We start from the raw sequence: 24171 nt of genomic DNA on the forward strand, positions 1-24171 counted from the left end.
CCATGCGGCGCAGGCTGCATGGGGAGCCGGCCGATCGGGGCGACGGGCGGGTGGGTGGCGAACTGGCGGAGCCGGTTGCGGCGGTAGCGGCCCAGCGCGAAGACGTTGAAGAAGTGCAGCGCGCCGAGCACCAGCAGCACCAGGCCGATCTTGAGGGACAGTTCCTCCATCGCCTGGCTGGTCGAGAGCACCGGCTCGGGGTGCTTCATGGCCACCGTGACGTAGCCGAGGTTGAGCAGGTAGAAGCCGACCACCAGGAGGCTGTTCACCGCGCGGGCCAGTCGTTCGTCGGCGAACACCTCCTCCAGGAAGACCTGCCCGTTGCGCGACAGCGCCCGGGCCACCCAGATGGTCAGGCCGACGCTGACCGCGAGGTAGATCACGTACATCCAGACCTTGATGTCCATGCGGACGCCTTTCTTGAACGCGTTCAACTACCGATGGCGTCAGCGTAGGACAGCTCTTGAACATGTTCAAGAGTGGGGTGCGTGTGACGGACGGCTCAGCCGGCGAGACCCAGCGCCTCGGCCGCCGCCCGGCCGTTGGCGTGGCTCGCGCCGTACGTGGTGACGAACGCGCGGACGCCGTCCGGACGCCACTGTGCCGGCCAGCCCATCTCCACCACGGTCACCGGATGCTCGGCGGCCAGGCCGGAGATCAGCTCCGGCCCGCCGGGCAGCCGGTGCAGGTGCCGTCCGACCAGCACGATCGGCCGGTCGCCGGCGAGTCCGCGCAACGTCGCACGATCGGTCTCGGTGGCGACCACCCGGATCTCCTGGATCCCGTCCAGGTGCGGACCGAGACCCCACGGCACCCGCCCCTCGGCGATGGTGGACTCGGTGTGCAGTTGCACCACCAGCGGTTGGTCCAGGTCGGCGAGCACGCCGTCCACCCGGACCGCCCGGCGCGCCGCCGCGTACCCCAGCTCGGTGTCGGCGGTGACCGGCGTCGTGCCGGCGCTCCGGGTCCAGGCGGCGAGTGCGGCGGCGCGGCCGGCCGCCTCCTCGACCCGGGCGGTCGCCAACCGGCCGTCACCCAGCGCCTCGACGATCTCGGCGGCCACCCGCTCGACCAGGTCGGCGTCGACCTTCGCGCCGATGCACAGCAGGTCGGCGCCCGCGGCCAGGGCCCGGACCGCGGCCGGCCCGACCCCGCCGGCCGCCACGGCCGCGCCCTTCATCTCCAGCGCGTCGGTGATGATGGCGCCGGTGAAGCCGTACTCGGTGCGGAGCAGATCCACCAGGACCGCCCGGCTGAAGGTGGCCGGCCCGTCGCCGGTCAGCGCCGGCACGCGGATGTGCGCGGTCATCACGGCGCGCGCGCCGGCGGCGACGATCGCGGCGAACGGCGGCAGGTCGCGCTGACGCAGAAGGCCCAGCGGGACGTCCACGGTGGGCAGTTCGTGGTGGGAGTCGGTGACGGTGGCCCCGTGGCCGGGGAAGTGCTTGGCGCACGCGGCGACCCCGGCGGCCTGGAGGCCGGTCACGGCGGCGGCCGAGTGGGCGGCCACCCGCACCGGGTCCGCGCCGAACGAGCGGGTGCCGATCACCGGGTTGTCGTCGGCGGTGTTCACGTCCACCGTCGGGGCGAGGTTCACGGTGACGCCCAGCGCGGCCAACTCGGCGCCGATCGCCTGGTAGACGCGGCGGGTCAGCGCCACGTCGCCGATCGCGCCGAGGGCGGCGTTGCCGGGGTACGGGCTGCCGGTGGCGTGCGCCAGCCGGGTCACGTCCCCGCCCTCCTCGTCGATGGCGATCAGCACGTCCTCCCGGCCGGCGCGCAGGGCGGCAGTGCTCGCCGCCACCTGGGCCGGATCGTGCACGTTGGTGCCGAACAGGGTGTGCCCGGCCAGCCCGTCGGCCACCAGGTCGACCGCCCAGTCCGGCGGGACCGGTCCCGGGTACGCGGCGAGCAGCGTGCCCAGCGCGAGCCGACGTAGTCCTGGATCCAGCCCCACGTGATCGTCCTCCTTCGGTGCCCGGCGGGTTCGAACCTCGTACCGGCGGTGGTCTACGCCCTGCCGGGTCGGCCGAGCGCTCCGCCTGCGGGTGGCCGTTACGCTACGGCTACCCGTTCGCAGGTCGGTTTACAGTTAGCAAAGTTTACTAAAACTAGAGGACGTGGCATGAGTGCGACCCGGCTGCCCGGTACCCCCCGCCTGTTGCGGGCGCTCAACGACCGTGCGGCACTGGAACTGCTCCTGGAACGGGGGCCGCTGACCCGCGCCCGGCTCGGCGAGCTGACCGGGCTGTCCAAGGTCACCGCCTCCCAACTGGTCGAGCGGCTGGAGGAGCGCGGTCTGGTCAGCCGGGTCGGTGAACAGGCCGGCGGGCGAGGGCCGAACGCCCAGCTCTACGCCGTCCGCCCGGCCAGCGCGCACGTGGTCGGGGTGGACGTCGGCCCGGACCGGGTGGTGGCCGCGTGCGCCGACATCACCGGTGCCGTGATCGGCCGGGTGGAGCAGTCCACCCGGGACACCGACGACCCGGTGGGCGTGGTGCACAACGCGGTGGTGCAGGCGGCGAGCAGCGCCCAGGCGCAGCTGAGCAGCGTACGGCGGATCGTGCTCGGCACGCCGGGCCTGGTCGACCCCGGCACCGGCGACATCACCTTCGCCTTCAACCTGCCGCGGTGGCACAGCGGCCTGCTCGCCGCGCTGCGCGAGGACCTGCACACCCCGGTGGTCTTCGAGAACGACGTCAACCTGGCCGCCGTGGCGGAGGCGCAGTCCGGGGCCGCGCAGGGGCTGTCGGACTTCGTGCTGGTCTGGGTGGGTGCCGGCGTCGGTCTCGCGATCATGCTGGGTGGGCGGCTGCACCACGGCAGCAGTGGCGCGGCCGGTGAGATCGGCTACCTGCCGGTGCCCGGCGCGCCCATCCCGCGCGACGTCTCCCGCCGCGCCAAGCCGGCCTTCCAGCAGCTGATCGGTGGGGATTCGGTCCGGGCGGTGGCCCGCGAGCACGGATACCCGGACGGCGACGCCGCCGAGGCCGTCCGTGCCGCCGTCGCCGCCGGCGCCGACGGTGCCCCGATGCTCGACGAGTTGGCCCGCCGGCTCGCGCTCGGCGTGGCCAGCACCTGCGTGGTGCTCGATCCGCCGCTGGTGGTGCTCGCGGGCGAGGTCGGCCAGGCCGGCGGGGCGGCGCTCGCCGAGCGGGTGCAGCGGGAGGTCGCGGCGATCACCCTGGTGCGGCCACGGGTGGTGCCCACCGGGCTGACCGAGGAGCCGATCCTGCACGGCGCACTGCGCACCGCGCTGAACGCCGTCCGTGACGAGGTGTTCGGCTCCACCGTCGGCTGAGCCCGCAGGGGCGGTCATGTGAAGGAATATTTCACCGCCGACAGTCGAGCTGCAAGCTGTTGCCGTGCTGGTTCCGGCCGCCGGGCCGCCCGCCCCGCTTCGTGGGCGGCCCGGCGACCGCGACTCAGATCAGGTCCCGGCGACGGAACACGGCGAACGCCGCCGCCGCCAGCCCACCGGTGATCATGAGCAGCACCAGCAGCGCGGGCACCCAGGTCAGGCTGTAGAAGCCCTCGCAGTAGACGCCCGGCCGGCTGTTCGCGCAGAGCTGGGGATCCCAGAACCGGGCCTCGCCGGTCAGCCACGCCCCGATGTGACTGGAGAGCATCAGCTGATCCGGCCGCCGGGCGTCGACGATCTCCAGCACCAGCCGGCCACCCAGCTCCCACACCACCACGTACGCGGCAACCGCGCCGAGCGCCGCCGAGGTGTGCCGGCCCAGCGTCGCGATGGCGAAGCCGAGGGCGGTGGCCAACAGCACCAGCACCAGACCACGGCCGTGCACCGCGGCCAGCGAAGACCAGAAGTCATCGCTGAACCGCCCCGCCAACCCGGCGGTCTGCCCGATCACCCAGAACGTCGCGAGGTAGAACACCGAGGCCAGCAACGACACCACCAGCACCGCGCCGAGCAGGGTGGCCAGCTTGGTGCCGAGCACCGTCAGCCGTCGTGGACGCCACAGCAGCAGGTTCACCACGCCGCCCGAGTTCAGGTCCGCGCCGATGTAGGAGGCGCCGATCAGGAACCCGAACAACACCAGGAACGCGATCAGGAAGTACAGCAGCGGGCGGGCCTGCTCGGCGAAGCTGAACACGCCGACCAGGAAGTCGGCCGCGATCGGGAGCCGATCGCCCCGGATCGGGTCGATCTCCGAGCAGTCCCTGGGGTAGTAGCCCTCCGTGTCCCCCCGCGGGGGCGTCTCGTTCTGCCGGGCCAGGCATTCCTGGAAGGCGACCTCCATGCCCTGCCGCGCCTCGTTGGCCTTCGCCCGCGCCACGGAGAGTTCCTCGGCGCTCGGCTTGTGGGAGCCGGCCAGCGTGGTCGCCGCCGTGACACCGAACGCCAGCACCAGCAGAACGACCATGAGCTGCACGAAACGGCGGGCGGACAGCCGCTCCACCTCGGCACGGACCAGGTTCACGCGTCCACCCCCCGTACGTCGAGATCGATCGGCTCGCCCTCCGCGCCGGACGGCGGCCCCGCCTGGTCGACCTGGCGCGGCACCGACGGATGCTCACCGGCACCGGTCAGCTCCAGGAAGACGCTCTCCAGATCCGGCCGCAGCGGCGTCAGCTCGCCCACCCACAGCCCCTGCTCGCCGAGCACCTGGCTGATGACCGTCGAATCGGTCACCCCACCCACCACCAGCGCACCCGAGTCCACCATCGCCGTCAGCTCGGCCGCCTGCAACAGCTCGACGGCGCGTTCCGGCTCGGCCACCCGGACCCGGAACTCGTGCCGGTCGTAGCCGGCCAGCACCTCGTCCACCCGGCCGGCCGCCACCCGCCGCCCCCGCGAGATGATCGTGACGTGGTCGCAGATCAGCTGGATCTCGCCCAGGATGTGGCTGGACACCAGCACGGTCACCCCGGACGCCGCCAGCGACCGCATCAGGTCCCGCATCTCCCGGATGCCGGCCGGGTCCAGCCCGTTCGCCGGCTCGTCCAGGATCAGCAGCCGCGGATCCTTCAACAACGCCGACGCCACCGCCAGGCGTTGCTTCATGCCCAGCGAGTACGCCTTCACCCGCTCGTCACCCCGGTCGCGCAGGCCCACCAGTTCCAGCGCCTCGTCCACCCGCGACACCGGCACCCCGCCGGCGCGGGCCAGCAGTCGCAACGTGCGGTGGCCGCTGAAGTTGCCGAAGAACTGCGGGCTCTCCACGATGGCACCCACCTGGCCGGCCACCCGGGGCAGCAACTCCGGCGAGGGCTCACCCAGCACGGTCATCCGCCCGCCGTCGGCTCGCACCAGCCCGAGCAGGGCGCGCAGGGTGGTGGTCTTGCCCGAGCCGTTCGGCCCCAGGAAGCCGTGGATCTGACCCGCCTCGACCACCAGGTCGAACCCGTCGACCGCCACCCGTCTGCCCTTGCGCACGCTGTGGAAGGTCTTGCGCAGACCTTCGATCTCGATGACCGCGCTCATCCGCGCGGCTCCGTACCCTGATCGAGCATGGGCCGTCCTCCGAGTGTGGTGATCAACGACACGGTGCCCCACCCTATGGCCGGGGCGCCGCCCGTGGGGGGCGCCTCGGCGTTGCGTGGTTGGATGGAGTGGTGACTGGTGACCTGATCCCCGGCGCTGCCGACGCCACCTCCTCCGCCACGTCCGTGGACCCGGATCTGGTGGTCAGCCTCGACGGCGTCGGCGTACGCCGGTCCGGCACCGCGCTGCTGCAGGACCTGACGTGGCGGGTCGAGCTGGACGAGCGCTGGGTCGTGCTCGGGCCCAACGGGGCCGGCAAGACGACGCTGCTCAACCTCGCCTCCGGGCGGCTGCACCCCACCACCGGTGTCGCCCACGTGCTCGGTGAGCGGATCGGCCGCACCGACGTCAACGAGCTGCGCACCCGCATCGGGCTCTCCACCGCCGCGCTCGCCGAGCGGGTGCCCGCCGATGAGCAGGTCAGCGACGTCGTGGTGACGGCCGCCTGGTCGGTGGTCGGCCGCTGGCGGGAGAGCTACGACCGCGGCGACGAGGCGCGGGCGCGGGCCCTGCTCAGTCAACTCGGCGTCGGCGGCCTCGCCGAACGCCGCTACGGCACCCTCTCCGAGGGCGAACGCAAGCGGGTGCAGATCGCCCGTGCCCTGATGACCGACCCGGAGCTGCTGCTGCTCGACGAGCCGACCGCCGGTCTCGACCTGGGCGGCCGCGAGGACCTGGTGGCCCGGCTGGCCGAGCTGGCGTACGACCCGGACGCGCCCGCCATGGTGCTGGTCACCCACCATGTGGAGGAGATCCCGCCCGGGTTCACCCACGCACTGCTGCTGCGCGAGGGCGCGGTGGTCGCCCAGGGTCTGCTCGCCGAGACGCTGACCGGTGACAACCTCTCCAAGACCTTCGGCCTGCCGCTGGTGGTCGAGCGGTCGGGCGGCCGCTACACCGCGCGCGCCGCCTGAGCGACCAGGGAGGGTGACCGTGTCCCAGACCCGCGTGGCCGTGGTGGGCAGCGCCAACATGGACCTGGTCGCGATGGCGCCCTCGCTGCCGCGGCTCGGCGAGACCATGCTCGGCACCGACTTCGTGATGGTGCCCGGCGGCAAGGGCGCCAACCAGGCCGTCGCGGCCGCCCGGGCCGGTGCCTCCTGCGCGTTCCTCGGCGCGATCGGCTCCGACGCGTTCGGCGTCACGCTCAGGGCCCGGATCACCGCCGCCGGCGTGGACACCGACCAGCTGCGGGTGGTCTACGGCACCTCCGGGGTCGCCCTGGTCATGGTCAACGCTCAGGGCGAGAACGCCATCGTGGTCACCCCCGGCGCGAACGACGCGCTGGTCGGCCTCACCGACGAAGAGCTGGCTACGGTACGCGGGGCCGACGTCCTGGTCGCCCAGTTGGAGATCCCGGTGCAGACCGTGGCCGCCGCCGCGGTGGCCGCCCGCGCCGCCGGCACGCGGGTCATCCTGAACGCCGCCCCGGCGAGGGACCTCCCGCCGGAGCTGCTCGCGTCGGTGGACCTGCTGGTCGTCAACGAGGGCGAGGCGCAGGCCCTCACCGGCCGAGGTCGGGAGGAGCCCCGGGCGCTGCTCGACCTGGTGCCCCGCGCCGTGCTCACCCACGGCGGTGCCGGCGCCTGGTACGTCGACCGGGACGGCACCGAGGCGCACGTGCCCGCGTTCCAGGTGGACGTGGTCGACTCCACGGCGGCGGGTGACGCGTTCACCGCCGCGCTGGCCGTCGGCTGGGGTGAGGGGCGCGACATCGTCGACGCGGTGCGCTGGGCGTCCGCTGCCGGCGCGGCCTGCGTACGCAGACTCGGCGCCTCGGTGGCGCTGCCGCAGCGGGCCGAGATCGACGAGCTGTACGCGCGGGGCTGACCCACCCGCGTCAGGCCGGCTGGCCGGTCGCCGTCGCGGTGCGAAAGGCCCGACGGTACGCCGACGGCGAGGTCAGCATGACCCGACCGAAGTGGTGGCGGTAGGTGACCGGGGTGTCGAAGCCGACCGCGCCCGCGATCTGCTCGACCGGGGCGTCGGTCTCCTCCAGCAGCGCCAGACTGGCCCGCACCCGCTGGTCGATGACCCACCGGATCGGGCTGGTCCCGGTGGCGCGGGCGAAGTGCCGCAGGTAGGTGCGGGGCGACATGTGTGCCTGCCCGGCGAGCTGGGCCACGCTCAGCGGCTCGGTGAGGTGCGTGAGCGCCCAGTCGATGCTGCCGGCGATGCGGTCGTCGGCCGGATCGGTGGTCACCGGCGCCTCGACGAACTGGGCCTGCCCACCGTCACGATGCGGGGGGATCACCAACCGGCGGGCGACCGCGTTGGCGATCGCGGCACCGTGGTCCCGCCGCACCACGTGCACACAGAGATCGAGCCCGGCCGCGCTGCCGGCGCTGGTGAACAGCTCGCCGTCGTCGAGGTAGAGCACGTCCGGGTCCACCGCGATCAGCGGATACCGCCGCGCCAGCAGCTCCGCGTACCGCCAGTGGGTGGTGGCCCGCCGTCCGTCCAACAGTCCGGCGCCGGCCAGCGCGAACGCGCCGGAGCAGATCGACATGATCCGGGCACCACGCCGGTGCGCCCGCCGCAGGGCGTCCACCAACTCGGGCGACGGTTCGGCGGTCACGTCGGGTACGCCGGGCACGATGACGGTCTGCGCGGTCGCCAACTCCTCCAGGCCGTACGGGGTGTGCAGGCTGGCGCCGCCCACGACCGGCACCCGACCGGGCCGCTCGGCGCAGACGACCAGGTCGTACCAGTCGACGTCGAACTCGGGCCGGGGCAGTCCGAACACCTCGGTGACGATGCCGGTCTCGAACATCGACATCCCCGGGTAGGCGAGCACGGCGACGCGGTGCCGTGCCGCCGGCCGACGCGCCGCCGGCACTGGCAACGGGTGGGCGGCCTGGGCGTGGGGCGGCATGGCGGGATGTTAGCGCAGAACGTCTTTCCCGCCACTCGTCCGGCGCGGGGCCGGCCGCCAGGATCGGTGCATGACCTTCACCTTTGCCGTCCCGGCGGCCGATCCGACCACCGCCGCCGCCCACTTCCTCGCCCGGCTCAGCGTCGAGACCGACGTCAGCGACGTGCATGCCGACCTGTCCGCCGGTATCCCCGGGCTGGTGGTCGTCGACAGCCGGGGGCCAGCCGCCTGGGCGCAGGGACACCTGCCGGGAGCGGTGCACCTGCCCACCGCCGAGATCGCCACCGGTGCGGCCGGTCTGATCCCGGCCGGCGCGGCGGTCGTCACCTACTGCTGGGGGCCGGGCTGCAACGGCGCGACCCGGGCCGCGCTGGAGTTCGCCCGGCTCGGTCACCCGGTGAAGGAGATGCTCGGCGGGTTCGAGTACTGGGTGCGGGAGGGCCTGCCGGTCGTCACGGACACGGGGCTGACGCGCCGCCCGGTCGACGACCTGACCGCGCCCCGCTCGACGATCACCTGCGACTGCTGACCCGGCGGTGGGCAGGGCCTCGCTGGCGGGCGAGCGCTCAGAGGGCCGGGTCGTCGACCAGCTTCTCGCCGCGCCGGCGCAGCATGCCCAGCCCCGGGATGCCGGCCACGGCCAGCTTGAGGTCGCGGGTGACGTCGAGCAGATCGTGCAGGTCGGGCCCGACCCGGTCGAGGGTGGCCAGGATCGGCAGGATGTCCGCCGTCAGGTGCTCCTTGAGCTTGGGCAGCTCGTCGACCAGGTGGATCGCGGCGGTTATCTCCTCGTGGCTGAGCTGCTCGACGAACCGTTCGGCCATCGGTGCGGCCCGCCGCAGCGCCGGCTCGTACGCCGCCAGCAGCTCGGCCGCCGTGCCGGCCGCCTCCGCCGCGGTCCCCACGGTGACGGCGGCCCGGTCGGCCACCGCATCGGCCTTCGCGACCACCTGGTCGGTCCGGTCCAGGGTCGTCTCGATCCGGTCCACCACACCGTTGATCCGGGCGAGCAGCGCCTCCACCCCGTCCAGCACCGCGAACGCGCGGGCGGGCACGGCGGCGAACGAGGCGGCCGAGCCGAGGGCCTGATCGAGAGCGGATCGGGTCAGACCGACCATCGCGGCCGGTGTGGGGAGGGGGATCGCCATGGGATCCAGTGTGCGTCGCCCGCACCACAACCGCTCGTCCGCCGCGGCCGGTGGGGCCTCGGCCGGCCCGCCCGACGGTAGGGTGCCGGCATGTCGGCCCCCTCGCCGCACCAACCGTCGAGCACCCGTACCGCCGTGCTTCTCGCCGTCGTCGCGGCGGTCGCCGCCGCACTCGGCGCGCAGGTGCTGGGCCGGGCGGACGCCGGCCTCACCGCCCGGCAGGTGACCGTCGGCGGCGTGCCGATGACCGAGGTACGTGCCGACCCGCCGATGTCCGACGTGCGGCGTCCCGGCGTCGTGATCGCGCACGGCTTCGCCGGCTCGGCCCGACTGATGCGACCGATCGCCGACACCGTCGCCCGTCGTGGAGCGGTCGCCCTGCTGTTCGACTTCGCCGGGCACGGTGCCAACCCGGCCCGGCTCGCCGGCGACACCTCGAACGACACGCTCGCCGCCGACCTCGACCACGCCGTCGGCTACCTGCGCTCGCTCCCGGACGTGGATCCGGCCCAGATCATGCTGGTCGGGCACTCGATGGGTGCCGGCGCCGTGACCCGGTACGCGGCCGGGCATGCCGAGATCGCCCGGACCGTGGCGATCTCGCTGCCCGACGCCGGCGAGCTGCCCCCGGGTCGACCGGCGGAGCTGCTGCTCATCGTCGGTGGCGCGGAGTTCCCGGGGTTCCGGCACGCGGCCGACGACGCCGTCGGACGGGGTGCGGCGGTGGGCCGGCGGCCGGCCGTGGTGGTGCCGGGCGTGGAGCACATCTCGGTGCTGTTCGCCCCGCGTACCCACGAGGAGATCGCCGACTGGCTGCCCAGCGTCGACGGTGACGCCGCGCCCCCACCGCTGGTCCGGCTCGCCGGGGCGGCGCTGCTGCTGCTCGCGTTCGGCGTCGGCGTGGTCCCGCTGGCGGCCCTGCTCCTGACCCGACGTTCCAACGGCGGCCGGTCGACCGACCGGGTGCCGATCGGTGGTCTGGCGCTGCTCGGGCTGGCGGTCGTGGCGGCCGGCCTCGGCGCGGCCGTCGCCGCGGTGCTGCCGACGACCCGCCTCCCGCTCGCCGTCGGCGGCTATGTCACCGGCTTCCTGCTGGTCACCGGCGTGCTGGTGCTCGCCGGTCACCGTTGGCTGCCCGGCGCGACGTCACCGCCGGTCCCGGCCGTCGGCGAGACGTCACCGCCAGCCCCGGCCCGGACGATCGTCGCGGCGGTGGCACTGACCGGGTACGCGGTCCTCGCCGTCGCGCTGCCGATCCACCTGGGCCTGACCTCGGCACTGCCGGTGGGTGCCCGCTGGTGGCTGCTCCCGCTGGTGCTGGCCGCCTGCCTGGTGTTCCTGTTGGGCGTGGAGTCGGTCGCCGCCGGCCGGACCGGTCGGCACCTGCTGGTCGTCGCGGTCACCGTGCTGGTGCTGACCGCGTCGGCGCTGGTCGGCCTCGCACCCGGGTTCGTGCTGTTGGTGGTCCCGCTGTTCGCGTTCCTGCTCGGCTGGCACGTCGTCTGGGCGGCCGTGCTGCGCCGGTACGCGGCCCCGCGCTGGTTGCTGGCCGTGCCCGGCGCCGTGCTGGTGGGCTGGCCGATCGCCACCACCCTGCCGTTGAGCTGACCCCTAACGGCCGGCGCGGGCGACCCGCAACGCCCACCAGATCAGCGGTACCTGCATCGGCACCCGACCGTAGGCGATGGCCCGCTTCGTCGGGCGGCGGTGCCGCCAGTCCACCGCCATCTTCACGTTCGCCGGCAGCGCGGCGACGAACAGGGCGGCAGCCGCCCGACCACCGGTAGCGCGGGTGGCCGGATGCGCCACCGCCGCCGCCACGGCCAACTCGGCGACTCCACTGGCGTACGTCCAGAAGCGGGCCGGGCCGGGCAGAGCGCGCGGCACGATCAGGTCGTAGACGCCGGGGCGTACCAGATGGGTGACGCCGGCCGCGGCGAGCAGGCCGGCGAGGGCGACGGCCTCGCCGCGGCGGGTGGTCATCGATGGTCTCCCTGCTGTTCGACGGCGCGCTGCACGGCCCGGTAGATCTGCCCGAACCGTAGCGCGTCCGGTGTGCGCACCAGCAGATCCTCCCGGCCGTGGTGCTGCACCCACAGCTCGTGCACGTGGCTGCCGCGCTCGTAGGAGCGATCGAGCCAGCCGAGCGGGATCTCCAGGAACGGGATCAACGCCAACGCGCCCACCGCGAACGCGGCGAGGACGATCAGCGTCACCTTCCAGTTGCCCCGATCCTGCGCCGACCAGGCCAGCGAGACGACGCAGACCAGCGCGACCAGCGGCGGCAGCGAGAGCAGCAGCACCAGAACACCGCGACCGAGCACCCGGCCGCGCACCGCGAGCGTCTTCGGACCTCGCGCGTGCCAGACGTACGTCACGTCGGAGAGGGCGACCACGTGACCACCCGAACGAATCGACTCGGAGGTCACCTGCACCGCGTCGTCCCGGTAATAGAGGGTCATCACTAAGCCTAACCACCACCAGGCAAACCGGCCCCGGCCCGGCGAGCCCCCTTGGGGGGTGCGGGTGGTGTGGCCGTCCTTGGGAGGTGATGTCGTCAACGACATCACGGGCTTGCGACATCGAGGGCTTCTTTCCCCGATGCATTGACGACAGCAACTCCAAGGGCTCTGCGGAGAGTATGGCCGACCCCCTGCCGGCCGGGCTCACGTCGGCCGGGTCCACGCCGGCCGGGTCCACGCCGGCCGAGCCCGCGCCGGGAGGGCTAGCGGCGGGTGACGGGGTGGGCCGGTTGGCTGTGCTCCATGGCGCGCTGCACCGCCCGGTAGATCTGACCGAAACGCAGCGCGTCGCCGGTGCGCAGCAGCTGCACCGGCTGGCCACGCCAGCGGGCCCAGATCTCCAGCTGCCGGCTGCCCCGGGCGTACGAGCGGTCCAGGTGTTCGAAGAGGAAGTCGGCGACCGGCCCGATGGCGAGCCCGACGAGCACCGACGCGCCGACGATGGCGATCGTCACCGTGGGCGATCGGTGCAGCCAGACGGCCACGCCGATGCCGAGCACGGCCGCGATCAGCGGGCCGGCCAGTGCGGCGCCGATCGCGCCCCGCCCCACGAGCACCCGCCAGGAACGCGTGCCTCGGCGGTGCCACACCAGGGTGATCTCGGCCAGCGGATAGGCCCGGCCGTCCACCCGGACGGCGGTGGAGGTGACCTGCACCGACCTGTCGTCGTAATACGTGATCATGGCTGGACTCCCGCCCGCGGGGCTGACACCACACTACTTACCCAAACGAGCCGGGTCGTAAGGTTGGCACGCGACTTCGACGAGGAAGTGAGGGCAGCGTGGGCGAGTTCGTTCGGCTGGAGACCAGGGACGGCATCGGCACCATCCGGCTGGAGCGGCCGCCGATGAACGCGCTCAACACCCAGGTGCAGGAGGAGTTGCGCGCCGCCGCGACGGCGGCCACCGCCGACCCCGAGGTCCGCGCCGTCATCGTGTACGGCGGGGAGAAGGTCTTCGCCGCCGGCGCGGACATCAAGCAGATGGCCGAGATGTCCTATGTGGACATGGCCGACCGGGCCGCGAACCTGTCCAGCGCGCTCGGCGCGATCGCCCGGATCCCCAAGCCGGTGGTCGCCGCGATCACCGGCTACGCCCTCGGTGGCGGCTGCGAGCTGGCGCTGGCCTGCGACTGGCGGGTCGTGGCCGAGGACGCCAAGCTCGGGCAGCCGGAGATCAAGCTGGGCATCATCCCCGGTGCGGGCGGCACCCAACGGCTGGCCCGGCTGGTCGGCCCGGCCCGCGCCAAGGATCTGATCATGTCGGGGCGGATGGTGGACGCCCAGGAGGCGCTGCGCATCGGCCTGGCCGACCGGGTCGTCCCGGCCGCCGAGGTGTACGACGCGGCGGTCGCGCTCATCACGCCGTACCTGAACGGGCCGGTGCAGGCGCTGCGCGCCGCGAAGCTCGCGGTCGACGGCGGCCTGGACATGGACCTGAACTCGGGCCTGGCCTGGGAGAGTCAGCTCTTCGCGGCGCTGTTCGCCACCGACGACCGGCGCGAGGGCATGGCGGCCTTCGTGGAGAAACGCAAGCCGGACTTCACCGGCCGCTGACTATTAGCCGAGAACGGTTCACATTGTTCCTACCGGCCAGTAGCGTGGGGCCTCGGTCATGCGGGACGAAGGGGAGCAGCGAATGACGGAGCGGATCGAGGGCCACGGCGGAGAGTTGGCGCTGGCGGCGCTCCGCGCGCACGGCGTACGGGAGATGTTCACGCTGTCCGGCGGGCACGTCTTCCCGCTCTACGACGCCGCGCACAAGACCGACTTCCCGATCTACGACGTCCGGCACGAGCAGTCCGCGGTCTTCGCCGCCGAGGCGGTCGCCAAGCTGCAGCGCCGCCCCGGCCTCGCCGTGCTCACCGCCGGGCCGGGCGTCACCAACGGCATCTCCGGCATGACCAGCGCCTCCTTCAACGCCTCACCGGTGCTGGTGCTGGGCGGCCGGGCGCCCGCGTTCCGCTGGGGGTCGGGCAGCCTCCAGGAGATGGACCACCTGCCGCTGGTCGCACCGGTCACCAAGCACGCCGAGACGGTGTTCAGCACCGACGACATCCCGCGCGCGGTGGGTGCCGCGCTCACCGCCGCGCTCACCCCGCACCGCGGGCCGGCGTTCCTCGACTTCCCGCTGGAGACGGTCTTCTCGGTCGCCGAGGCCGAACTGCCCACCGTGGAGGGCATCGACCCGGTCGTACCCGACCCGGAGGAGGTCGGCCGCGCCGCGCTGCTGATCGCCGCCGCGCAGCGCCCGGTCATCATCGCCGGCTCCGACGTGTACGCCGGCGACGCGGTCGCCGCCCTGCGGGAGGCGGCCGAGGCGTTGCAGGTGCCGGTGTTCACCAACGGGATGGGGCGCGGCTCGCTCCCGCCGGAGCACCCGCTCTCCTTCGCCAAGGCCCGCCGGGCGGCGCTCTCCGGCGCCGACGTGGTCGTGGTCGTCGGCACCCCGCTGGACTTCCGGCTCAGCTTCGGTGACTTCGGCGACGCCAAGGTGGTGCACATCGTCGACGCGCCCAGCCAGCGCGCCGGGCACGTGCAGCCGGCCGCCGCACCCGCCGGCGACCTGCGCCTGATCCTCTCCGCGCTGGCCGATCACGCCGGTGACCGGGCCGACCACAGCGACTGGATCGCCGACCTGCGCGCCGCCGAGGACGCGGCCAAGGCGCGCGACGCGCAGGAGATGGCCGCCGAGACCGACCCGATCCGGCCGGCCCGGATCTACGGCGAGCTGCGCCGGGTGCTCGCCCCCGACGCCATCACGATCGGCGACGGCGGCGACTTCGTCTCGTACGCCGGCCGCTACCTGGAGCCGGCGCAGCCCGGCACCTGGCTGGACCCGGGCCCGTACGGCTGCCTGGGCACCGGCATGGGCTACGCGATGGGCGCCCGGGTCAGCCACCCGGACCGGCAGATCTGTGTGCTGATGGGCGACGGTGCCGCCGGCTTCTCGCTGATGGACGTCGAGTCGCTGGTCCGCCAGAAGCTGCCCGTGGTGATCGTGGTCGGCAACAACGGCATCTGGGGCCTGGAGAAGCATCCGATGAAGGCCATGTACGGCTACGACGTGGCCGCCGACCTGCAACCGGAGTTGCGCTACGACACGGTGGTCAGCGCGCTGGGCGGCGCGGGCGAGACGGTCGCGAAGGCCGCCGACCTGGGCCCGGCGTTGCAGCGGGCGTTCGACGCCGGCGTGCCGTACCTGGTCAACGTGCTCACCGACCCGACCGACGCGTACCCCCGCTCGTCGAACCTGGCCTGAGTCGCGCCCGCAGCCGCCGTCGCCCCGCAACGGGCGGCGGCGGCTCGTGTCAGACCTCCGGCCGGTCACCCTCGCGCGGCGGGTCACCGTCGCGGTGGCGAAGGTCGTCCTCGCGGCGGCGCAGGTCCTCCTCCCAGCGGCGGAACAGCTCCTGGTCCTCTTGCTGGGAGCGTTCCTGCACCGAGCGGAGGAACTCAGGGTCGTCGTCGGGCGCGAGCGGGCGCCGCCGCCGGTCGGCGGCCCCGCCCGTCGGCCAGGGCTTGCGGGCACCGGAGCTGGGCTCCCGGCCGGCGACGAACCAGGCGATCGACCCGACCAGCGGGAAGAACAGGATGATCAGCACCCAGGCGATCCGGGGCAGGGCGCGGATCTGACCCTCCTCGGCGGAGAGGCAACTGATCAGCGCGCAGACGGCGAGGACGATCTGCGCCAGGAAGAGGAGTACGTACAGCCGGGCCATCCACCCATCATGGCGCACCGCGTCCCGTCACCACAGTCCGCTCATCACCAGCAGCGCACCGAGCAGCGCGAGCCCGACGGTGCCGAACGCGACCAGGGGCAGTGTGCGGCCACCGGTGCGCGCCGGCCCGGTGCCGGTGCCCCGCGACCAGCACAGCACCAGCGCGGCGCCCCAGAGCAGCACGGCGACGCCGGAGGCCAGCGTGCCGACGGGGCCGCCGGTCGACCCCAGCCGGACGGCGAGCACGGTCACCACGGTCAACGCCAGCAGGGTGCGCCGCCACGCCAGCCGGGTCCGCTCCGGCTGCAACCCGGGATCGCGTCCGGCACTCACCCTGCGCCGACCGCCCGGACCAGCACGGCGACCACCAGCAGCAGCGCGCCGGCGCCGACGGTGAGGGCCAGGACGGCGGGGAACCGGGACGCGGGTAGCTCCGCGCCGAGCCGGATGGCCCGTTCGGTACGTGCCCAGTGGTCCACGGCGCGGACGGCGACGATGCCGCCGAGCAGCAGCAGCGCGATCGCGATCACCTCGCGCAGGTGGCCCATCGGCAGGGGCGGCAGGAACTGCGCGGCGGCCAGCCCGCCGCCGACCAGCGCCAGGGCGGTGCGCAGCCAGGCCAGGAAGGTCCGCTCGTTGGCCAGCGAGAACCGGTAGTCCGGTGTCTCGCCGACCGCGCGCGCCTCCGCCGGGTCGAACCATCGCTTGATCGCCTCCCACACGCTGTCGATTATTCGCTTCCGTCCCGGCTTAGCCTGGGCCGGTGACCGATCTTGATGTGCTGACGCTGCGCAACGCCTACGACAACCAGCTCCGCCCGGAGATCCCCGACCCGGTTCCGGCCGGGGTGACGGTGGAGCGGGATGGGCCGCTGGTCCGGATCATCGGGCTCGACGCGGGAGGGTTCCTCACGTACCGCGACCTGGGCGGGCTGACCGGCGCGGCGCTGGACGAGCTGATCGCCCGGCAGGTGGAGCTGTTCCGCGAGCGCGGCCAGTCGGTCGAGTGGAAGCTCAACGGGCACGACGAGCCGGCGGACCTGGCGGACCGCCTGCGCGCCGCCGGCTTCGTGCCGGAGGACCGGGAGACCGTCGTGGTCGGGCCGGTCGCGCCGCTGGCCGCCGCGCTGCCGGTCGCCCCCGAGGGGGTACGCCTGCGCGAGGTGACCTCCCGGGAAGACCTGGAGCGGATCGCCGCCATGGAGGAGGAGGTCTGGCAGGAGGACCGCTCGCACCTCGTGTGGGGGCTGGCCAAGGAGATCGACGCCGACCCGCACTCGATCACCGTCGTGGTGGCCGAGGCGAACGACACGGTGGTGAGTGCGGGCTGGGTGCGGTTCCCGGCGAACACCGGTTTCGCCACCCTGTGGGGCGGCTCGACCCTGCCGCAGTGGCGGCACCGGGGCATCTACCGGGCGCTGGTCACCTACCGGGCGCGGCTGGCCGAGCAGCGGGGTCGGACGCTGTTGCAGGTCGACTGCTCCGAGGACAGCCGGCCCATCCTGGAACGGCTCGGCCTCATCCCGGTCACCACCACCACGCCGTACGTCTACACTCCGTGATCATGGAGCAGCGGTTGACGGATGAGGAGCGGTTGACCCTCAAGACCGGTGCCTTCGGTGCCGTCCTCCTGGTCTCCAACGCCGACCCCGGGATGCTGGGGGTGTTCCGGGAGAGCTTCGCCGCCTCCGGGGCGTTGGCCGACGCCAGCGGCGTGGTCAAGGAGGCGCTGACCACCGGCCCGCTGCCCTGGTTGCCCCGCGATTCCGAGCTGGAGATCGAGTCGGTGGTGCTGCCGGCGCTCACCGGCGCGGTGCGGATCCTGCGGGAAAAGGCGCCGACGGACGTCGAGACGTACCGGTCGGTGGTGTTGACGGCGGCGGACCGTGCGGCCCGGGCGCACAACGGGGTGGCGCCGGCGGAGGCGGCGGTCATCGACCGGATCCGGGGTGCGCTGGCCGAACCGGCCTGACCGCGCCACTGCCGGTGACCTGTGTCACTCTGTGTGCCCGGGAGCCGCAACCTACTGGCAGGTAACATTGCGCCGTGGGCAACTGCACAACAGCCCGCGGTTGACCGGGCGTCGACCGACGCGCGAGGCTGCGCCCCAGACCGGGCGAGCGAATCGCATCACCACACAGGAGGGTCGTCGAAGCGCGATGAATATCGTCGTACTCGTCAAGCAGGTGCCTGATTCGGGCGCGGACCGCAACCTGCGCAATGACGACAACACCGTCGACCGCGGTTCGGCGAACAACGTGATCAACGAGATGGACGAGTACGCCATCGAGGAGGCGCTGAAGATCAAGGAGGCGCACGGCGGCGAGGTCACCATCCTGACCATGGGTCCGGACCGGGCGACCGAGTCGATCCGCAAGGCGCTCTCCATGGGCCCGGACAAGGCCGTGCACGTGCTGGACGACGCCCTGCACGGGTCCTGCGCCGTGGCCACCTCGAAGGTGCTCGCCGCCGCGCTCGGTCAGCTGAACGCCGACCTGGTGATCTGCGGCGCCGAGTCCACCGACGGCCGCGTCCAGGTCATGCCGCACATGATCGCCGAGCGGCTCGGTGTCGCGGCGCTCACCGGTGCCCGCAAGCTCACCGTCGACGGCGCGACGCTGACCGTTGAGCGGCAGACCGAGGAGGGCTACGAGGTCGTCACCGCCTCCACCCCGGCCGTGGTCTCCGTCTGGGACACCATCAACGAGCCGCGGTACCCCTCGTTCAAGGGCATCATGGCCGCCAAGAAGAAGCCGGTGCAGACGTTCTCGCTGGCCGACCTCGGCGTCGCACCGACCGAGGTGGGCTTCGACGGCGCGACCAGCGCCGTGGTCGAGCACAGCAAGCGTCCGCCGCGCTCCGGCGGCGCCAAGATCACCGATGAGGGCGAGGGCGGCGTCAAGCTGGTCGAGTTCCTCGCCACCGAAAAGTTCGTGTGAGAGCGGGTCTGGACATGTCTGAGGTTCTCGTCGTCGTCGAAGCCACCAAGGAATTCGGCGTCAAGAAGGTCACCCTGGAGATGCTCACCCTCGCCCGCGAGCTGGGCACCCCGAGCGCGGTGGTGCTCGGCGGCACCGGCGCCGCGGAGGCGCTGAGCGCCAAGCTGGGCGAGTACGGCGCGGAGAAGATCTACGCCGCCGAGGGTGACGACATCGACGGCTACCTGGTGGCCCCCAAGGCGACCGTGCTGGCCGAACTGGTCAAGCGGGTGCAGCCGGCCGCCGTCCTGCTGGCGTCGGCCCAGGAGGGCAAGGAGATCGCCGCCCGGTTGGCCGTCAAGCTGGACAACGGCATCCTGACCGACGTGGTCGGCCTGGCCGCCGACGGCACCGCCACCCAGGTCGCGTTCGCCGGCTCCACCATCGTCAAGTCCAAGGTCACCAAGGGCCTGCCGCTGGTCACCGTGCGACCCAACTCGGTCACCCCGGCCCCGGCCGCCGCCACCCCGGCGATCGAGCAGCTCACCGTCTCGGTCACCGACACCGACAAGCTGGCCACGGTCGTCGAGCGGGTCGCCGAGCAGAAGGGCTCCCGGCCCGAGCTGACCGAGGCCGGCGTGGTCGTCTCCGGCGGCCGTGGCGTCGGCAACGCCGACAACTTCAAGCTGGTCGAGGAACTGGCCGACCTGCTCGGCGGCGCCGTCGGCGCGTCCCGCGCGGCGGTCGACTCCGGCTTCTACCCGCACCAGTTCCAGGTGGGTCAGACCGGCAAGACGGTCTCCCCGCAGCTGTATGTCGCGCTCGGCATCTCCGGTGCCATCCAGCACCGGGCCGGCATGCAGACCTCGAAGACCATCGTCGCGGTCAACAAGGACGGCGAGGCGCCGATCTTCGAGCTGGCCGACTTCGGCGTGGTGGGCGACCTGTTCAAGATCGTCCCGCAGGCCGCCGAGGAGATCCGCAAGCGCAAGTGAGCGTCTGACACAGAGAAAAGTGGCCGCCCGTTGCCGGGCGGCCACTTTCTCGTGGGGAGCTGATCGGCGGGCCGGGGAGCTGAGCCGGCCCGCCGATCAGCCCGTCAGGGTGCCCCTCAGCAGGCTGTCACCGGAGTGCGCGGGCTTGTTGTCGTACTGCTCGGCGGAAACGTCGACCACCGAGTAGCTCTTGAGGTCGACATTCGGGGGCAGGGGCAGCAGAGCGTCCGCGTCGCCACCGAGGGTGCCGACCGAGAACATCTGCATCGTCGTCGGGTTGATGAGCCAGACCTCGTAGTACCCCGGCACGCGCGGGAGATTCGCCACATGCAGATGTAGTTGGCCGTTCTGCAGAATCCGTGCGTCGCCCTGGGCCGCCTTTGGCGTCGAGCCGAAGGCCGCGAGCGGCGCACTCGCCAGCACCGCGGGCGTCGGAGCGGGCTCCGGATCGTCCGGGCGCAGCACCGAGACCGTACCCACCACGCCGATCGCCGCCGCCGCCACGGCGGCCACCGTGCTGGCCGCCCAACGCGACCAACCGCCGCGCCGCCGCGCTCGTGACCTGCCGCCCGACTCCGCGCCGGAAGCACCCGGCGTGTGCGGCTTGGCCGCAGAGCCGTTCGACCGCTGCACGATCGTCACCGGCTCGGTGGCCTGCTGCCGGCGGGCCTCGGTCAGCGACGGCACGGCCTCGGCCGCCCGGACCTCGGCCACGATGCCCTGCCAGATGTGCTCCGGCGGGTCGGGCAGGTCGGCCAGACCCTGCGTCTCCACGCCGAGGCCGGCCACCTGCCGCAACGCCTGCAGCTCCACCCGACAGTGCGCGCAGTTGTCGAGGTGGGTGCTCTCCCCGTTGTCCGCCTCGGTCTCACCGAGCGCCAGAAAGACCAGCCGGTCGTGGTCCAGGTGCTGCACCGTCCACCTCCCATCTGCGTTTCAAGCTCGCCATGCCGCGCCGGATGTGACTCTTCACGGTGCCCAGCGGCACCCCGGTCACCGTGGCTATCTGCTGGTGTGTCAGGTCGTCGTAGAAGGCCAGCTCCAGCATGCGTCGCTGGTCGTCCGGCAGGCGGGCCAGCTCGTCGGCGATCACCAACCGATCCACCACCCGGTCCGGGTCCGGACCGGTCGGCGCCGGCTCGGCCAGCTGCCGGACCGTCTCCACCACCCGGGTCTCCCGGGCCGAGGCGCGCATCCGGTCGATCACCTTGCGCCGGCCGATGCCGAGCAACCAACCGATCAGCGACCCCTTGGCCGGGTCGAACGTGCCGCGGCCCAGCCAGGCGGCGACGAACGTCGCCTGGGTCACGTCCTCGGCGTCGCTGCGGTTGGCCAGCATCGACGTGGCCAGGTGCAGGACGGCGCGGCCGTACCGGTCGTACGCCTCGCGCAGCGCTGCCTCGTCACCGGCGCAGAACCGCGGAGCGAGGTCGTCCACCGGGGGGTCCGGTTCCTGTCGTGGCGCCGTCATCGGGCGGCTCGCCTTCGATGGGGCATGCCCGACTGTAGCTGCCACAGTCTCCGCCCCACTTCCCCGGTCGATGTCATCTCACCAGCTCTTCGTCGCCCGCACCCGATCCGGATGCGGATGCGGCCGAAAAAGAAAAACGCGTCCGGTGCGCATCCACCCGTCGGAGAGCCGGCGTAACCCGTTCTGCAAGCCAGGCCTGACGAATCAGCACCAATCACCAGGAGGCAGACATGCAGCTCTCGTACTTCCGTCGGGTCGCCGCAGGCGGCGCGGTCGCCGCGCTGGCCTTCGCCGGCGTCGCCGCGTTCACCGCCACCCCCGCGTACGCCGCCACGTCGAAGGTCTCCGTCGTGCACGGCATCCCGGACACCCCGGTCGACGTCTACGTCAACGGCAAGAAGACGCTGGACAACTTCAAGCCCGGCGACGTGGCCGGCCCGCTGAACCTGGAGGAGGGCGACTACGACATCGCGCTCACCAAGCCCGGCGAGCCGATCGGCAGCGCGATCCTCAAGGTCGACAACGCGGCCGTACCGGGCGGGGCGAACATCAGCATCGCCGCGCACCTCGACGCCGCCGGCAAGCCGAAGATCACGCCGTTCGTCAACGACGTCTCCAAGGTCGACGCCGGCAAGGCCCGGCTGATCGTCCGGCACACCGCCGCCGCCCCCGAGGTGGACGTCCGCGCCGGTGGCACCCCGGTCTTCAAGGGCCTCACCAACCCGAACGAGGCCAAGGGCGACGTCGACGCGGGCACCGTGAAGGCGGACGTGGTGCTGGCCGGCACCGACACCGTGGCCATCGGCCCGGCCGACCTGAACCTCAAGGAGGGCACCGCCACGATCGTCTACGCGATCGTCTACGCGATCGGCTCCGCCGAGGGCAAGACCCTCGACGTGGTCGCGCAGACCATCACCGGGCTGCACTCCGCCCCGGGCGGCGTGCCCAGCGGCGACGGTGGTCAGGCCGGCACGGGCGTGAACACCTGGTGGTACGTGCTCACCGGCGCCGGCGTACTCCTGCTGCTCGGCGGCGGGGTGCGGATGGCGACCGCACGGACCGGTCGTCAGTGACGGTGCGCAACCGCGGCGCGCTGGCGGCCATGGCCGCCGGCGTCGCCGCGCTCACCGTCGCCGCCCTGGTGGCGTGCGGCTCCCAGCCGACGGAGAGTGTGGGCGCCGAGGAGGCGAGCACGCTGGCCAGCACCCCACCGGCCGCCGCCAGCGCCCCGTCGGTCCCGGTGACCGCCGGTGAGCTGCCCGCCGACGCGGAGACCATCCCGCCGGTACGGCTGGTGATCCCCGAGATCAACGTCACCGCCACGGTCAACGCGGTCGGCGTCAACGAGCGCACCAACGAGTTCGAGGTGCCGCCGGGCGTCAACCAGATCGGCTGGTACCGGTACGGCCCCGGCCTGGAGACGGCCGCCGGCTCGGTGGTCATCGCCGGCCACGTGGACAGCGCCAAGCAGGGCAAGGGTGCGTTCTTCCGGCTGCGTGAGCTGGACCAGGGCGACACCCTCACCGCGACCGGCAGCGACGGCAAGGCTCGCCGCTACCGGGTCGTCGCCCGGGAGGAGTACGCCAAGACCAAGATTCCGCTGGACCGGTACTTCGCCCGCGACGGCAAGCCACGGTTGACCCTGATCACCTGCGGCGGCCCGTTCGACGCGAAGGCCCGCAAGTACCGCGACAACATCGTCGTCACCGCGGTGCCCGCCTGAGCGGGTCCGCCCGCGCCGTGCCGGGGTGGGAAGCCGCACCCCGGCCGGCGCGGAGTCCCCTCCGCCCTTCGGGCCCCGACCTGTCGGCCGTAGGCTGGACGGTGATGGCTTACCTGGATCACGCGGCGACGACTCCGATGCTCGACGAGGCACTGGAGGCGTACGTCGCCACCGCCCGCGAGGTCGGCAACGCGTCCTCCCTGCACGCGGCAGGTCGTCGTGCCCGCCGCCGCGTGGAGGAGTCGCGTGAGCAGGTGGCTGCCGTCCTCGGTGCCCGCCCGTCCGAGGTGATCTTCACTGGTGGCGGCACGGAGAGCGACAACCTCGCGGTCAAGGGCATCTACTGGGCCCGCCGCGACGCCGGCACCGACCGCCGCCGGGTGGTCTCCAGCGCCGTCGAACACCACGCCGTACTCGACGCGGTCGACTGGCTCGCCGAGCACGAGCGCGCCGAGGTCGGTCTGCTGCCCGTCAGCGACGCCGGCCGACTCGACCCGGAGGCGCTGCGCGCCGAGCTGGCCGCGTACGGCGAACGGGTGGCCGTGGTCACCGCCATGTGGGCGAACAACGAGGTGGGCACCGTCCAGCCGATCGCCGAGCTGGCCGCCGTCGCCGCCGAACACGGCGTGCCGTTCCACACCGACGCCATCCAGGCGGTCGGTCAGGTGCCGGTCGACTTCGCCGCAAGCGGCGTCGCCGCGCTCACCGTCACCGGGCACAAGCTGGGCGGCCCGACCGGTGTGGGCGCCCTGCTGCTCGCCCGGGACGTGGCGGCCACCCCGCTCCTGCACGGCGGCGGGCAGGAACGCGACGTCCGCTCCGGCACGCTGGACACCGCCGGCATCGTCGCCTTCGCCGTCGCCGTGGAGGCCGCGGTCAAGGGCCAGCAGGAGTACGCCGCCCGGGTCGCCGCGCTCCGCGACGACCTGATCGAACGGGTCCGGCGGGCGGTGCCCGAAGTGATCTACAACGGCGACCCGGTCGACCGGCTGCCCGGCAACGCGCACTTCTCCTTCCCGGGCTGCGAGGGTGACGCCCTGCTGCTGCTGCTCGACGCCCAGGGCATCGCCTGCTCGACAGGTTCGGCCTGCTCCGCCGGCGTGGCCCAGCCCTCGCACGTGCTGCTGGCGATGGGCGCCGACGACGACCGCGCCCGCTCCTCGCTGCGCTTCACCCTCGGCCACACCAGCACCCAGGCCGACGTCGACGCCCTCATCGCGGCCCTTCCCGCAGCGGTGGAACGAGCCCGCCGAGCCGCGTCCCCCCGAACCCCCCGCTAACCCGGCCCAGCCCT

28 protein-coding genes are annotated in these 24171 nt (G+C 73.0%); 14 read left to right on the top strand and 14 right to left on the bottom strand.

Annotated elements, in window-relative coordinates; genetic code table 11:
* Together F8271_RS17215 and F8271_RS17220 are read right to left on the bottom strand one after the other, a co-directional pair.
* The coding region (locus tag F8271_RS17215) for a hypothetical protein (RefSeq protein WP_151490786.1) at positions 1-407 on the bottom strand (407 nt) is incomplete at its 3' end.
* A gap of 95 nt (positions 408-502) precedes the next feature.
* A complete protein-coding gene (locus F8271_RS17220; RefSeq protein WP_151490787.1) occupies positions 503-1957 on the bottom strand; it encodes a glycoside hydrolase family 3 N-terminal domain-containing protein in 1455 nt (484 codons plus the stop codon).
* A gap of 168 nt (positions 1958-2125) precedes the next feature.
* Here F8271_RS17220 and F8271_RS17225 point away from each other — a divergent pair, with 168 nt between their 5' ends.
* Positions 2126-3301 (top strand): ROK family transcriptional regulator, encoded by a 1176-nt coding sequence (locus F8271_RS17225; protein ID WP_151490788.1) that lies wholly within the window; start codon positions 2126-2128, stop codon positions 3299-3301.
* Positions 3302-3425: 124 nt separating this feature from the next.
* Here the strand turns inward: F8271_RS17225 and F8271_RS17230 are convergent, their stop codons facing one another.
* Both F8271_RS17230 and F8271_RS17235 read right to left on the bottom strand, forming a co-directional pair.
* Complete coding sequence (locus tag F8271_RS17230) at positions 3426-4442, bottom strand: ABC transporter permease subunit (protein ID WP_151490789.1); 1017 nt, start codon at positions 4440-4442, stop codon at positions 3426-3428.
* Complete coding sequence (locus tag F8271_RS17235; RefSeq protein WP_151490790.1) at positions 4439-5446, bottom strand: ABC transporter ATP-binding protein; 1008 nt, start codon at positions 5444-5446, stop codon at positions 4439-4441. The genes F8271_RS17230 and F8271_RS17235 overlap by 4 nt, the downstream gene beginning before the upstream one ends.
* Before the next feature lie 131 nt (positions 5447-5577).
* Between F8271_RS17235 and F8271_RS17240 the strand changes: the two genes are divergently transcribed.
* The gene (locus F8271_RS17240) at positions 5578-6420 is read left to right on the top strand and encodes an ABC transporter ATP-binding protein (RefSeq protein WP_151490791.1); all 843 of its coding nucleotides are present in this window, start codon (positions 5578-5580) and stop codon (positions 6418-6420) included.
* Between the two features lie 19 nt (positions 6421-6439).
* Positions 6440-7336: a ribokinase gene (locus F8271_RS17245; RefSeq protein ID WP_151490792.1), complete on the top strand. Its 897-nt coding sequence runs from the start codon at positions 6440-6442 to the stop codon at positions 7334-7336.
* Positions 7337-7346: 10 nt separating this feature from the next.
* Here the strand turns inward: F8271_RS17245 and ftrA are convergent, their stop codons facing one another.
* On the bottom strand, positions 7347-8381 hold the full coding sequence (gene ftrA, locus F8271_RS17250) for a transcriptional regulator FtrA (protein WP_151490793.1): 1035 nt from the start codon (positions 8379-8381) through the stop codon (positions 7347-7349).
* Positions 8382-8451: 70 nt separating this feature from the next.
* On the opposite strand from ftrA, the gene F8271_RS17255 reads away from it, so the two are divergent.
* Positions 8452-8910, top strand: coding sequence for a rhodanese-like domain-containing protein (locus tag F8271_RS17255; protein WP_151490794.1), 459 nt, complete (start codon positions 8452-8454; stop codon positions 8908-8910).
* A gap of 37 nt (positions 8911-8947) precedes the next feature.
* Here F8271_RS17255 and F8271_RS17260 read toward each other — a convergent pair whose 3' ends face one another.
* Positions 8948-9529, bottom strand: a complete 582-nt coding sequence (locus F8271_RS17260; protein WP_151490795.1) for a hypothetical protein — start codon at positions 9527-9529, stop codon at positions 8948-8950.
* Between the two features lie 90 nt (positions 9530-9619).
* Between F8271_RS17260 and F8271_RS17265 the strand changes: the two genes are divergently transcribed.
* Entirely contained in the window at positions 9620-11137 is a 1518-nt protein-coding gene (locus F8271_RS17265) for a dienelactone hydrolase family protein (RefSeq protein ID WP_151490796.1), read from the top strand.
* A 3-nt stretch (positions 11138-11140) separates the two neighbouring features.
* On the opposite strand, the gene F8271_RS17270 is transcribed toward F8271_RS17265, so the two are convergent.
* The 3 genes from F8271_RS17270 to F8271_RS17280 form a co-directional block, all read right to left on the bottom strand.
* On the bottom strand, positions 11141-11512 hold the full coding sequence (locus tag F8271_RS17270) for a hypothetical protein (RefSeq protein ID WP_151490797.1): 372 nt from the start codon (positions 11510-11512) through the stop codon (positions 11141-11143).
* Positions 11509-11991: a DUF6232 family protein gene (locus tag F8271_RS17275; protein ID WP_151490798.1), complete on the bottom strand. Its 483-nt coding sequence runs from the start codon at positions 11989-11991 to the stop codon at positions 11509-11511. The genes F8271_RS17270 and F8271_RS17275 overlap by 4 nt, the downstream gene beginning before the upstream one ends.
* Before the next feature lie 263 nt (positions 11992-12254).
* Positions 12255-12734, bottom strand: a complete 480-nt coding sequence (locus F8271_RS17280; protein WP_151490799.1) for a DUF6232 family protein — start codon at positions 12732-12734, stop codon at positions 12255-12257.
* Between the two features lie 98 nt (positions 12735-12832).
* On the opposite strand from F8271_RS17280, the gene F8271_RS17285 reads away from it, so the two are divergent.
* Together F8271_RS17285 and F8271_RS17290 are read left to right on the top strand one after the other, a co-directional pair.
* Positions 12833-13606: an enoyl-CoA hydratase-related protein gene (locus F8271_RS17285; RefSeq protein ID WP_151490800.1), complete on the top strand. Its 774-nt coding sequence runs from the start codon at positions 12833-12835 to the stop codon at positions 13604-13606.
* A gap of 82 nt (positions 13607-13688) precedes the next feature.
* Positions 13689-15311 carry an acetolactate synthase gene (locus F8271_RS17290; RefSeq protein WP_151490801.1) on the top strand — a complete coding sequence of 541 codons (1623 nt, stop codon included), beginning with the start codon at positions 13689-13691 and terminating at the stop codon, positions 15309-15311.
* 49 nt (positions 15312-15360) lie between these two features.
* Here the strand turns inward: F8271_RS17290 and F8271_RS17295 are convergent, their stop codons facing one another.
* Genes F8271_RS17295 through F8271_RS17305 form a run of 3 tightly spaced genes read right to left on the bottom strand, consistent with a single transcriptional unit; the run spans position 15361 to position 16493 of the window.
* Positions 15361-15771, bottom strand: coding sequence for a PLD nuclease N-terminal domain-containing protein (locus F8271_RS17295; protein ID WP_151490802.1), 411 nt, complete (start codon positions 15769-15771; stop codon positions 15361-15363).
* 27 nt (positions 15772-15798) lie between these two features.
* On the bottom strand, positions 15799-16104 hold the full coding sequence (locus F8271_RS17300) for a DUF202 domain-containing protein (protein WP_151490803.1): 306 nt from the start codon (positions 16102-16104) through the stop codon (positions 15799-15801).
* On the bottom strand, positions 16101-16493 hold the full coding sequence (locus F8271_RS17305; protein ID WP_151490804.1) for a YidH family protein: 393 nt from the start codon (positions 16491-16493) through the stop codon (positions 16101-16103). The genes F8271_RS17300 and F8271_RS17305 overlap by 4 nt, the downstream gene beginning before the upstream one ends.
* Positions 16494-16534: 41 nt before the next feature.
* Between F8271_RS17305 and F8271_RS17310 the strand changes: the two genes are divergently transcribed.
* From F8271_RS17310 to F8271_RS17325, 4 genes are all read left to right on the top strand, one after another.
* A complete protein-coding gene (locus F8271_RS17310) occupies positions 16535-17332 on the top strand; it encodes a GNAT family N-acetyltransferase (protein ID WP_151490805.1) in 798 nt (265 codons plus the stop codon).
* On the top strand, positions 17329-17742 hold the full coding sequence (locus tag F8271_RS17315; protein WP_151490806.1) for a hypothetical protein: 414 nt from the start codon (positions 17329-17331) through the stop codon (positions 17740-17742). Before F8271_RS17310 ends, F8271_RS17315 begins: the two co-directional genes overlap by 4 nt.
* A gap of 187 nt (positions 17743-17929) precedes the next feature.
* The gene (locus F8271_RS17320; RefSeq protein WP_151490807.1) at positions 17930-18709 is read left to right on the top strand and encodes an electron transfer flavoprotein subunit beta/FixA family protein; all 780 of its coding nucleotides are present in this window, start codon (positions 17930-17932) and stop codon (positions 18707-18709) included.
* A 14-nt stretch (positions 18710-18723) separates the two neighbouring features.
* The gene (locus F8271_RS17325) at positions 18724-19683 is read left to right on the top strand and encodes an electron transfer flavoprotein subunit alpha/FixB family protein (protein ID WP_151490808.1); all 960 of its coding nucleotides are present in this window, start codon (positions 18724-18726) and stop codon (positions 19681-19683) included.
* 96 nt (positions 19684-19779) lie between these two features.
* Here the strand turns inward: F8271_RS17325 and F8271_RS17330 are convergent, their stop codons facing one another.
* Together F8271_RS17330 and F8271_RS17335 are read right to left on the bottom strand one after the other, a co-directional pair.
* On the bottom strand, positions 19780-20598 hold the full coding sequence (locus F8271_RS17330; protein WP_151490809.1) for an anti-sigma factor: 819 nt from the start codon (positions 20596-20598) through the stop codon (positions 19780-19782).
* Positions 20552-21154 (bottom strand): RNA polymerase sigma factor, encoded by a 603-nt coding sequence (locus F8271_RS17335; RefSeq protein ID WP_151490810.1) that lies wholly within the window; start codon positions 21152-21154, stop codon positions 20552-20554. The genes F8271_RS17330 and F8271_RS17335 overlap by 47 nt, the downstream gene beginning before the upstream one ends.
* A 230-nt stretch (positions 21155-21384) precedes the next feature.
* Here F8271_RS17335 and F8271_RS17340 point away from each other — a divergent pair, with 230 nt between their 5' ends.
* From F8271_RS17340 to F8271_RS17350, 3 genes are all read left to right on the top strand, one after another.
* Positions 21385-22227, top strand: a complete 843-nt coding sequence (locus tag F8271_RS17340) for a DUF4397 domain-containing protein (RefSeq protein ID WP_151490811.1) — start codon at positions 21385-21387, stop codon at positions 22225-22227.
* Positions 22224-22877: a class F sortase gene (locus F8271_RS17345; RefSeq protein WP_151490812.1), complete on the top strand. Its 654-nt coding sequence runs from the start codon at positions 22224-22226 to the stop codon at positions 22875-22877. Before F8271_RS17340 ends, F8271_RS17345 begins: the two co-directional genes overlap by 4 nt.
* 104 nt (positions 22878-22981) lie before the next feature.
* Entirely contained in the window at positions 22982-24157 is a 1176-nt protein-coding gene (locus F8271_RS17350; RefSeq protein ID WP_151490813.1) for a cysteine desulfurase family protein, read from the top strand.
* The last annotated feature ends 14 nt before the right edge of the window (positions 24158-24171 follow it).

The organism is Micromonospora sp. ALFpr18c, assembly GCF_008868155.1.
Taxonomy (GTDB): Bacteria; Actinomycetota; Actinomycetes; order Mycobacteriales; family Micromonosporaceae; genus Micromonospora.

Bases quoted from the DNA above. Each gene is read 5' to 3' on its own strand.
- F8271_RS17255 (WP_151490794.1), top strand. From the start codon at position 8,452: ATGACCTTCACCTTTGCCGTCCCGGCGGCCGATCCGACCACCGCCGCC.
- F8271_RS17320 (WP_151490807.1), top strand. From the start codon at position 17,930: ATGAATATCGTCGTACTCGTCAAGCAGGTGCCTGATTCGGGCGCGGAC.
- F8271_RS17325 (WP_151490808.1), top strand. From the start codon at position 18,724: ATGTCTGAGGTTCTCGTCGTCGTCGAAGCCACCAAGGAATTCGGCGTC.
- F8271_RS17225 (WP_151490788.1), top strand. From the start codon at position 2,126: ATGAGTGCGACCCGGCTGCCCGGTACCCCCCGCCTGTTGCGGGCGCTC.
- ftrA (WP_151490793.1), bottom strand. From the start codon at position 8,381: ATGCCGCCCCACGCCCAGGCCGCCCACCCGTTGCCAGTGCCGGCGGCG.
- F8271_RS17295 (WP_151490802.1), bottom strand. From the start codon at position 15,771: ATGGCCCGGCTGTACGTACTCCTCTTCCTGGCGCAGATCGTCCTCGCC.
- F8271_RS17335 (WP_151490810.1), bottom strand. From the start codon at position 21,154: ATGACGGCGCCACGACAGGAACCGGACCCCCCGGTGGACGACCTCGCT.
- F8271_RS17290 (WP_151490801.1), top strand. From the start codon at position 13,689: ATGACGGAGCGGATCGAGGGCCACGGCGGAGAGTTGGCGCTGGCGGCG.
- F8271_RS17350 (WP_151490813.1), top strand. From the start codon at position 22,982: ATGGCTTACCTGGATCACGCGGCGACGACTCCGATGCTCGACGAGGCA.
- F8271_RS17275 (WP_151490798.1), bottom strand. From the start codon at position 11,991: ATGACCCTCTATTACCGGGACGACGCGGTGCAGGTGACCTCCGAGTCG.
- F8271_RS17270 (WP_151490797.1), bottom strand. From the start codon at position 11,512: ATGACCACCCGCCGCGGCGAGGCCGTCGCCCTCGCCGGCCTGCTCGCC.
- F8271_RS17265 (WP_151490796.1), top strand. From the start codon at position 9,620: ATGTCGGCCCCCTCGCCGCACCAACCGTCGAGCACCCGTACCGCCGTG.
- F8271_RS17260 (WP_151490795.1), bottom strand. From the start codon at position 9,529: ATGGCGATCCCCCTCCCCACACCGGCCGCGATGGTCGGTCTGACCCGA.
- F8271_RS17235 (WP_151490790.1), bottom strand. From the start codon at position 5,446: ATGAGCGCGGTCATCGAGATCGAAGGTCTGCGCAAGACCTTCCACAGC.
- F8271_RS17340 (WP_151490811.1), top strand. From the start codon at position 21,385: ATGCAGCTCTCGTACTTCCGTCGGGTCGCCGCAGGCGGCGCGGTCGCC.
- F8271_RS17280 (WP_151490799.1), bottom strand. From the start codon at position 12,734: ATGATCACGTATTACGACGACAGGTCGGTGCAGGTCACCTCCACCGCC.